This is a genomic window from Ancylobacter sonchi (genome assembly GCF_018390695.1).
GTDB lineage: Bacteria > Pseudomonadota > Alphaproteobacteria > Rhizobiales > Xanthobacteraceae > Ancylobacter > Ancylobacter sonchi.
The window spans coordinates 416,150-423,784 of record NZ_JAHBGF010000010.1 but is presented as its reverse complement, the minus strand read 5'-3'; the positions used below and the strand labels follow the sequence as shown (position 1 = coordinate 423,784).

Sequence of the window (7,635 nt, the reverse complement as noted above, 5' to 3'; positions counted from 1 at the left end):
GTGGTGTAGTCGGCGCCGTACATCGCTTGCAACGCCTGGATGTCGAGCGCCATGAAGGTCTGCGGAAAGTCCCACTGGCCGTTCGTGTAGTCCCCCGTCGGCCCGCCGACATATGACCGCTCGCTCATCACCGTATATTCGAGCCCGTCCTTGTCCGCCGGCACCCCGACATCGGCGACGCCGCCGGCTTCGCTGGCTGATTTCAGGCCCAGCGCGCGGCCGGCCGCCTGCAGGTAGACAAAGTAGGCGTAGCTGCCGACGCCGGGATAGCGCAGATCATCATCGGTGCCGTTCAGCGACGAGTTGAACGTTATGCTGCCGACGCTCGGCGGTTCAGCGATGTATGACCGTTCGAAGCCGCTGCCGCCCTGGAACTTTATGTCGCCGTCATTTTCGAAGAAATCCAAGTCTTCAATAGAATCGGTAGGCCACGAGGGGCTTATGCCTGCGGCAACGAGGCTCGTCACGCTTCCATAAAGGCTGTACGTTGCGTGAGCAACTTGACCAACATCTTCATCAATCGAGCCACGAAGCAGGGCGCTGGCAACCATGAATTGCTGATCGGATATGTCGTGTCCGAAGCTGTAGGTGATCTCCCCGATCCACTTCTCGCCGTCGATCAACCCATCGACATAATCGTCGCCCGTCGCCGCGGCCGCTGTGACGCGATCGGGATTGGTGCCGAGATTCTCCAGCGTAACTTTATCCGTCTGGTTCGCCTCATTATTGTCGAAGATGAAATATTCAATGTCGGTAATTGTCGCTTTGTAATTAATCCCAAACAGTAAAACGACACCTTCATATTTTACTATATTAAATTCATTTATGTCTATATAAAAAGATAACGTATCGTTTCCGGCCCCACCATTGATTTCGAAGGTACCATTTTCGCCCCAATTACCCAGAAACTGGTCATCGCCATCGTCGCCATTCAGGATACCACTGGTGGCGCGCTCTATTTCAATCCAATCATTGCCGCTTCCTCCATTGAAGGTACCGCCGGCGCTGCGGTCGGCATGGAGGTGGTCGTCGCCATCGCCACCGTTGAAAATTCCGCCAAAGTTCCGTTCTCCGGAATAAGGATCACCGGCGCTAAGATAATCGTTTCCCTCACCGCCGTTGAATTCGCCGCCCGTCCCGCCATTGGCGTAGAGTCCGTCAGGGCCCCCAAGCCCATTTAGCGTAACGTTGTTGAATCCATTTGAGTATAGTGAATCTCTATTATCAGTGCCACTCACGATTTCGTCGTCACTTGTAGCGACATTGAGAGCCATTCAAATTCCCCTAATGACACTAATTAATGTCTGTTCCGCACTGCGCCATTTCGATGCCCCCCGCCATCAGGTATCCAGGGCGCGAGAGGAAGCTGTCCTGCCGCAAAGCTAGACCAATTTATTCATCAATCAAGTGACGGAATGACGAGATCTTCGAGATCGACAGGATTACTCGGCACTAATTGTCGTTCTGCGCAGCATCATGGACAGTGCCGCATAGTCCGCACGTGCCCGGCGCCTATCCACTTGCTCATCGCGCTCTAAGGCGGCCGGGCAAGATGGGGCACACCGTCTCCCCACGATGCGCCCCACCTCCACAGACACGAGGCCTGCAGCCTGCCTCACGGCAAGCGGCTCGAACCTACCTATGTCGAGCGTGCCGTAAGGTTGCCGGAGCATGAAGAAGCCGTAACGGTACGGGGCGGCGGGGCGCGCTGGTCACCGCCGTGAAGCGATCGGCGGGGCCTTCGTTAGAGTCGCCATTTTGGCGACTCTTCTCGCGTCCGTTTCCTATGGCCCCATGCACCGTATCAGGGTGCAGCGCCTCATAGGCCTCCCTATGGCGCAGACTCCTCCGCCTGCCCATCGCCATCACCCCGCAGGTGCTCGCCGCCGATCGCTTGATAGAGGTTCCAGGGCTTAGCGCTGCGCTCAATTGCCGGTGCGGCGCTTCCGAGCGGCATAGCGCTCATCGCGTTTCGCTTTGGCCTCTGCCTGCTCGGCGGCGGCAGCCTCGACATTCGCACGTTCTGCAGCAACGGCGGCGTTGCGACGGGCGACATGCCGCGCAGACCTAGCCTCATCGATGGCCTTGCGCTCGGCGGCGCGGGCGATCATAGCAGGGTCATCTGCGCTCGGCCGCTCAGCCAATTGGGCGACGAGCCGGGCCTTGGCGGCAGAGGCTGTACGGCGGCGATCTTCAAAAGTATCAAGAGTTTTCATGGCGCTCATTATCCCGTACGCGCCCCCACTTCAATAAGTCTCAGTCGGTGGGCTACCCCTTCAACACCACGCCATTGCCCGCAGCGACGTCGCGACTATACCGGGAGCACATCCCGTAGCCGCGCCCCAACGCCACCGGGCGTAGCGGGCACAGCGCCGTTCTCGATGAACTCGACGCCAGCCTGCTCGAGTGCCTCGCGCATGGCCTTGATGTTGTTCGGGATTGGCGCTCGCGTGCCGAGCTCGAAGCCGCGCACCGTCGACAAGCCGACCATCGCCGCACGGGCGAGATCCGCCTGCGTCCATTCCAACAGGGCGCGGCCTGCGCGTGACTGTGCGGGTGTCAGAGCGAATCTCATGACGGCGATTTTAGTATGCATGACATGCATCATTCAAGACGGAATCTTTTCGTTGACTACATGATCAAGCGGAGTCCAAATATCCGTGTGGAATCTTTTCGTTCACACGGAGCCGCCCAATGACCATCCACCCACCCGCCAACGACCCGCTGCCATCCATACTCGCGCAACGCCTTCGCGACCTCGACGGGCCGATCAATGACGCCGCATTGGCCGCCACGCTGGCCGCCCGCATGGCCAGCGAGTTCGCCAGCGGCGCCGTGCCGAGCGAGGTAGCGCTATTCGCCGCCACAACCGCCGAGAAGGCCGCCTACGCCGCGCTGGATGCGTTCACACTGCTTAGCGGGGAGGTGGCGCGATGAACGCTCACCCCAACATCGACCACATCATCGACGAGGCAGTCGCTCTTGCGGATCTCACCGGTCCGCAAACCGGGAGCGCGCCCGCGCCGCGGATGTCGCGCCCCATGGCGCCTGCCGACCAGCCCCCCGTGGAGCTCGAGGGCGAGCCGGATGACGACAGAAGCCGTGAGGAGCTTCGAGCAGAGTGGACGCGCCTGAATTCGCAATGGTGGCTAATCTACCACCGGCAGAAACGGCTACGGGAGCCTCTGTACCCGGTGGTGGATGCAGCAGTCGCGCGCATCGGCGCTCAACTAGAGGGACAGGTCCGGCTGCGCGCCTCATGCTGGCTGAAAATCTACCATGCTCTATGCGAGGCCGTCGGCGAGGCAGCGCTCGCACAACAGGGCATGGCCATCCGAGAAGAACAGCGCGCTATCCGACGTCGCCTGCAGCGGCGCGCCTGATTCCACCACGCCCCGTCGCGCGTCAGTGCGGCGGGGCAGTACAACACAGGGTACAACATCGCCCCGCCCTACCCCGCAAATGACGCTGTTACGGGCCTAGTCGGTCCAGTCCATCATGGGCGCCACGCTGAATCGCCAAGAGGCTGATTTTGTCGGATTAATGTTTTCAGTCAGCAACTTGTCAGGCCTTTGGCGCGTCACCGCTCGTCAGCGATCGTCGCGCAATTGCGGGCATCGGATTTTACACGACAATGTCGCGCTGCGGCAGGACATGTCATGCCAACTGTTCATATCCTAGCACGACGTTGGAGGCACGGCACGGCGAGCTTCGAGGGTCCGGAATGGCCGCACACCATGGGAACATGGAAAAACCTCATCATGGACAGCAGGTTAGATGGTTGCCCGAGCCAGCTGGGGACAGTTTCATTTTTCCTTCGCCGCTTATGGACATGCCGAGAGGGAGACACTATAAACCGCCCCGCTCCGCACGGTTGATGCCGTGCCGGCTACGCCCAGGTAGCTCAGTTGGTAGAGCATGCGACTGAAAATCGCAGTGTCGGCGGTTCGACTCCGTCCCTGGGCACCATTCTCCCGCTCAGCAGCGCTCGCTGAAGCTCAAAATCCCAAGAAAATCCGATAGTTGCGCCGAGTTTGACGCCCTCCGAGGCTCGCGGCGGCTCGTTGGCATTCACCGAATTTGTTGGCATCTTTGTTGGCATAGCCGAATGCCAACAAATCACGATGCCAACAGCGCAGGTGCCAAATGCCCTTGACTGACATCGCCGTCCGCACTGCAAAGGCAGCCGACAAGCCGATCAAATTGTCAGATAGCGGCGGTCTGCACCTGCTCGTGACACCTACCGGCAGCGAGCTCTGGCGTATGGCCTATCGATTCGATGGCAAGCAGAAGCAGCTCGCTTTCGGCGCCTATCCGGAGGTCTCGCTGAAGGAAGCCCGCACAAGGCGGGATCAAGCCAAGGAAAAGTTGGCGACAGGGGACGATCCTGGTGTCGTCTCGAAACTGGAGAGGCTGGCCAGGAAGATCGCCCGCGGCAACACCTTCAACCATGTGGCGGACGAATACATCGAGCGCCAGATTGCGGAGGATCGGGCGGAAGCGACTGTCGAGAAGACGAAGTGGCTGCTGAGCTTCGCTCGCCCCCTGCTCGGCTCTCGACCGATAGCTGATATCAGCTCCGCCGAAGCGCTAGCGGTGCTGCAGGCAGTTGAACGGCGCGGCACACATGAGAGGGCGAGGCGCCTGCGATCCACGATTGGCGCAGTCTTCCGCTATGCGATCGCCACGGCGCGGGCAGAGAACGACCCAACCGCGGCACTGAAGGGCGCTCTTCGAACGCCGAAGGTGAAGCATCGCGCGGCAGTCGTCGAGCCTGTCGATATTGGAGCCATGCTACGCGCCATTGACGACTTCGACGGGCAGCCCCCACCACACAGACGGCTCTCAAGCTGATGGCACTGCTGTTCCCCCGACCCGGCGAACTGCGCATGGCGGAATGGGCGGAATTTGACCTAGATGGCGCGATTTGGCCCCAAACCGGCCACTCGTCGTCGTACCAGCGAACTTCTGCTTATGGCGCGTGGCCCGAACCGGCAGCGCCTGAACCTTCGGCGGATGAGCAAGCGAGCCGGAACGTTTCAACCTCAATCCAATCCACCAAACGCCGGAACTGAGTAGAAACACCGTACCAAACTCAGTTTGCATGCTCGAGCTGGGGGTCGCCCAAACCCTTATTCTCCGCGATAAAGCGAGCAGCAAGAATGAGTGCGCCCATCGTGAATTCGCGACCGTGCTCGGCGATCATCCGCTCGGCGAGGGCCGCGATTTCCTCGAAGAACTTGTCCTTACTCTCGGCGATCTTGTCGGTCGAGGTCATGCTATCCTCCTGTCGATCTGTTTGAACATGTGCGCGGGCAGGTCGATTACACCGACCCACCCCTCAGCTGCGTGAAAGGCCAGGTGTTCACCGTCGGCCGACCAGCTCAGGTCGCGCAGGCTACCCGGCGCCGGATCGCGAATGACCAGTTCGTCGGGATGACCGATCGCCGTGATCACGATCATGCCGTTTTCATAGCCGGCCGCGACGAGGGACAAATGGGGGTGGAGACGAGCCGCCTCGACGGCCACGAAACCAGATCGCCCGGTTCCAATGGTCCGAGGTCGCTCACGGCCCTCGTCGATCGTCCAGACAATGGTGCGGAAGGCGCCGCTGGTCACGAGGCGCCGCGAATCGGGGCTCCAGTCAAGCGTGCGCACGGCAGCGGGATAGTCGGGCAGCCGGAGCACACGCCGGTCCGCCATATCGATCAGGGCGACACCGCCATCGAGAAGGCCTGCGGCCAGCCGGCATCCGTCCGGCGACCAGGACAGGGCCTCGACCGGCCCGACAGCAATCTCGAAGCGGTCGCTAGATGCGTCCCGTAGATCGACGATGGACAGGCTCGCTTCGAAGCCGAGAGCTACCCTTCCGCTGTCGGGGGTCGGCGCGACTACTCGCGCGATCCCCTCGTAGCACGCCATCGCTCGCGCCGTGCCGCCATCAGGGGCGTAGCGGGTGACGCAGCCGCTCGCAGCGACCCAGGCCGCGCCGTCGCCCATCGTGCCAGCGCGTGTGGCCGCGATGGCCTCGACCCCCGTGCTGTCGTACTCGACCACCACCTCCGCCGAACCATCCGCCTCGATGCGTACCAACCGGCCGGTGGCGCCACCGACCAAAAATCCGGACCGACCGAACGGCACGAGACGCAGCGCTCCCTCGCCTACCGGCACCCTGGCGGGCGCCAACACAGGACGGGCGCGCGGCGAAATCGTGGAGCGGCCGTCCTCGATCGACATTCGCCAGCGCGTTCCCGCCGCCTCAGGGTCGTCCATCGAAACGCTGGCGAGCGTGCCATCCGCCAGGGCGAAAGCAAGGCTGCCGCCATCATGGGCGAAAGCGCAGGCTTGGACCTCCGCGTCCAGGCGCCATTGCCGCGCCATAAGTGCGAAAAGCGGCGATGCGTCGGCTGCCGTCATGCTCATTTCCATGTCTCCCCCGCCGATGCACTCGCCAACCCGGTTCAACTTCTACTGATCCGGCGATCCACAACGTCGAGTCGCCTCTGCCATTCCAAGAGTTCGTGATCGTCCTCAACGAGCCGGGCTTCAGCCCTGTCGCGTTGCGCCCGGGCCTGTTCGAGACGATCCGCCACCGCTGCCATGTCCCCGGACCGTGACACGTCGCGCTCGCACCGCATCACCTCAAGCTCGAGGCCGCTGAAAACCTGCCGGTTCTGCAATTGACGCGCATTCAGGCGGGCGATCTCCTGTACGATCTCCAGACGCTCGCCGAGCAGGGTGCGCAGTTGCTGCGGGTCCGTCATCCGACGCCCTCCGGTCGATCCAGTTCAACTGGACACGGCGCCACGCCAAACGGGACAATGCCCATCCGGTCATTCCGTATGATCGCTGTCATGTTCGACACCATCGGCAGGCTGTTCTTTGCGACTCTGGCCACCGGCGCCGACGGCCAGCTTGGCCGAGGCCATGTCTGTACCGGAGCCTTGCGGCAGGCGGCGGCGAGCGGCGCGCCTGAGGACATCGCCGCCGAGGAGGTTGCGCTCACCGCGCTCACGGGGACGGCGCGCGAGGCGCTGATGCCGGCCGGGCACAGTACCCTGCGGGAGAAACCGACCAGCCTGCTCGGAGCAACGGACACCACGAGGCCGGGCCGCCGGCCGCACTGAACCTTTGCGATCCTAGTCATCGACGCCTCCAGCGGCGTCAGGCCGATGGGCGTCGATTTCCGCCAGGATGTCGTGCAGACCGCCGAGCCCGGACAAGAAATGTTGTTCGGCACTCTCGATGTAGCCGCGCAGGCTGTCCCAGACATCCGCGCGCAACAGATGGGTCGAATCGCCGCCAAACTGCTCGAAGACCTTCAGATCTGTCTGGTGCGACAGGGCCATGCCGCTCACGACGAAGTCAGTGAGTTCCCGGCCATGCGTCTCGACGAACAGCCGCAGCAGCGGATGGTCACCATAGCCGACGCCATTGGACTCGAGCGAGCGTTCGATGAACTCCCGGAAGTGCCGGGACAGCAGATCGAGACTCTGCCCGCGAATGCGCAGCATGAAGACCACGTCGCGCTCCGCGTTGTCGAGAATGGCCGAGGCAAGTTCCGTCGAGCGGGGAACACTGCCGGAGCGATAGCGCCGTTTTGTCATCTGATCCGCGCCCCTTCGGTTCCATCCG

Annotated in this window: 11 protein-coding genes and 1 tRNA gene; 5 read left to right on the top strand and 7 right to left on the bottom strand. The window is 62.0% G+C overall.

Features of this window, described 5'->3' with window-relative positions; genetic code table 11:
* The 3 genes from KHC28_RS03460 to KHC28_RS03450 all read right to left on the bottom strand — a co-directional run.
* The coding region (locus tag KHC28_RS03460) for a zinc metalloprotease (protein ID WP_512699545.1) at positions 1-1,274 on the bottom strand (1,274 nt) is incomplete at its 3' end.
* 651 nt (positions 1,275-1,925) lie between these two features.
* Positions 1,926-2,216 (bottom strand): DUF6481 family protein, encoded by a 291-nt coding sequence (locus tag KHC28_RS03455; protein WP_376772587.1) that lies wholly within the window; start codon positions 2,214-2,216, stop codon positions 1,926-1,928.
* A 95-nt stretch (positions 2,217-2,311) separates the two neighbouring features.
* On the bottom strand, positions 2,312-2,608 hold the full coding sequence (locus KHC28_RS03450; protein WP_246564188.1) for a helix-turn-helix domain-containing protein: 297 nt from the start codon (positions 2,606-2,608) through the stop codon (positions 2,312-2,314).
* An 86-nt stretch (positions 2,609-2,694) separates the two neighbouring features.
* Here KHC28_RS03450 and KHC28_RS03445 point away from each other — a divergent pair, with 86 nt between their 5' ends.
* From KHC28_RS03445 to KHC28_RS03430, 4 genes are all read left to right on the top strand, one after another.
* The gene (locus tag KHC28_RS03445; protein WP_214006915.1) at positions 2,695-2,937 is read left to right on the top strand and encodes a hypothetical protein; all 243 of its coding nucleotides are present in this window, start codon (positions 2,695-2,697) and stop codon (positions 2,935-2,937) included.
* Positions 2,934-3,383, top strand: a complete 450-nt coding sequence (locus KHC28_RS03440; RefSeq protein WP_214006914.1) for a hypothetical protein — start codon at positions 2,934-2,936, stop codon at positions 3,381-3,383. The genes KHC28_RS03445 and KHC28_RS03440 overlap by 4 nt, the downstream gene beginning before the upstream one ends.
* A gap of 510 nt (positions 3,384-3,893) precedes the next feature.
* A tRNA-Phe gene (locus tag KHC28_RS03435) sits at positions 3,894-3,969 on the top strand.
* A 183-nt stretch (positions 3,970-4,152) separates the two neighbouring features.
* Complete coding sequence (locus tag KHC28_RS03430) at positions 4,153-4,854, top strand: tyrosine-type recombinase/integrase (RefSeq protein WP_214006913.1); 702 nt, start codon at positions 4,153-4,155, stop codon at positions 4,852-4,854.
* Between the two features lie 241 nt (positions 4,855-5,095).
* On the opposite strand, the gene KHC28_RS03425 is transcribed toward KHC28_RS03430, so the two are convergent.
* Genes KHC28_RS03425 through KHC28_RS03415 form a run of 3 tightly spaced genes read right to left on the bottom strand, consistent with a single transcriptional unit; the run spans position 5,096 to position 6,764 of the window.
* Positions 5,096-5,278, bottom strand: coding sequence for a hypothetical protein (locus KHC28_RS03425; protein ID WP_214006912.1), 183 nt, complete (start codon positions 5,276-5,278; stop codon positions 5,096-5,098).
* The gene (locus tag KHC28_RS03420; protein WP_214006911.1) at positions 5,275-6,423 is read right to left on the bottom strand and encodes a WD40 repeat domain-containing protein; all 1,149 of its coding nucleotides are present in this window, start codon (positions 6,421-6,423) and stop codon (positions 5,275-5,277) included. The genes KHC28_RS03425 and KHC28_RS03420 overlap by 4 nt, the downstream gene beginning before the upstream one ends.
* Positions 6,424-6,461: 38 nt before the next feature.
* The gene (locus tag KHC28_RS03415) at positions 6,462-6,764 is read right to left on the bottom strand and encodes a hypothetical protein (protein ID WP_214006910.1); all 303 of its coding nucleotides are present in this window, start codon (positions 6,762-6,764) and stop codon (positions 6,462-6,464) included.
* A gap of 90 nt (positions 6,765-6,854) precedes the next feature.
* Between KHC28_RS03415 and KHC28_RS03410 the strand changes: the two genes are divergently transcribed.
* On the top strand, positions 6,855-7,127 hold the full coding sequence (locus KHC28_RS03410; protein ID WP_214006909.1) for a hypothetical protein: 273 nt from the start codon (positions 6,855-6,857) through the stop codon (positions 7,125-7,127).
* A gap of 12 nt (positions 7,128-7,139) precedes the next feature.
* On the opposite strand, the gene KHC28_RS03405 is transcribed toward KHC28_RS03410, so the two are convergent.
* On the bottom strand, positions 7,140-7,607 hold the full coding sequence (locus KHC28_RS03405) for a hypothetical protein (protein ID WP_214006908.1): 468 nt from the start codon (positions 7,605-7,607) through the stop codon (positions 7,140-7,142).
* Between the last annotated feature and the right edge of the window lie 28 nt (positions 7,608-7,635).

What these genes read in the sequence shown, in the direction of transcription:
- KHC28_RS03450 (WP_246564188.1), bottom strand. Translation starts at nt 2,608, where the DNA reads ATGATGCATGTCATGCATACTAAAATCGCCGTCATGAGATTCGCTCTG.
- KHC28_RS03425 (WP_214006912.1), bottom strand. Translation starts at nt 5,278, where the DNA reads ATGACCTCGACCGACAAGATCGCCGAGAGTAAGGACAAGTTCTTCGAG.
- KHC28_RS03415 (WP_214006910.1), bottom strand. Translation starts at nt 6,764, where the DNA reads ATGACGGACCCGCAGCAACTGCGCACCCTGCTCGGCGAGCGTCTGGAG.
- KHC28_RS03455 (WP_376772587.1), bottom strand. Translation starts at nt 2,216, where the DNA reads ATGAAAACTCTTGATACTTTTGAAGATCGCCGCCGTACAGCCTCTGCC.
- KHC28_RS03420 (WP_214006911.1), bottom strand. Translation starts at nt 6,423, where the DNA reads ATGAGCATGACGGCAGCCGACGCATCGCCGCTTTTCGCACTTATGGCG.
- KHC28_RS03440 (WP_214006914.1), top strand. Translation starts at nt 2,934, where the DNA reads ATGAACGCTCACCCCAACATCGACCACATCATCGACGAGGCAGTCGCT.
- KHC28_RS03445 (WP_214006915.1), top strand. Translation starts at nt 2,695, where the DNA reads ATGACCATCCACCCACCCGCCAACGACCCGCTGCCATCCATACTCGCG.
- KHC28_RS03405 (WP_214006908.1), bottom strand. Translation starts at nt 7,607, where the DNA reads ATGACAAAACGGCGCTATCGCTCCGGCAGTGTTCCCCGCTCGACGGAA.
- KHC28_RS03410 (WP_214006909.1), top strand. Translation starts at nt 6,855, where the DNA reads ATGTTCGACACCATCGGCAGGCTGTTCTTTGCGACTCTGGCCACCGGC.